1 protein-coding gene is annotated in these 344 nt (G+C 37.8%); it reads left to right on the forward strand.

The window, feature by feature from the left end; genetic code table 11:
• Positions 1–344, forward strand: a 344-nt coding sequence (locus tag FOT98_RS30565; RefSeq protein WP_144291236.1) for a transposase, incomplete at both ends; no start/stop codon positions are given.

The following is a 344-nucleotide window of genomic DNA, read 5'->3' on the forward strand; positions in this document are numbered from 1 at the left end:
AATGCACAGACTGTACAATTCTTAAAGGAATTGTTTTTACAAGTATTTCGAAAGAAGTTTTCTCCAATGACTCCTTTATCTAACCGTTTTACACGTATTCGTATACTAGATTCAACAGCTTTTCAGCTTCCAGCTCAATATGCATCTTCTTACAAAGGGATAGGGGGTGGTGGTTCAGAAGCTGGTGTGAAAATTCAATTAGAGTATGAACTGATTTCTGGAGAATTTTTAGAAACAGCTGTAAGCGATGGAACAAGTAGCGATTGCCGTTATGGACAGGAACGTACGCAAACATTAGAGCCAGGGGAACTTTCTCTTCGTGATCTTGGTTATTTTTCTATTTA

Source organism: Bacillus sp. HY001, assembly GCF_007558965.1.
Classification (GTDB): domain Bacteria; phylum Bacillota; class Bacilli; order Bacillales; family Bacillaceae_G; genus Bacillus_A; species Bacillus_A mobilis.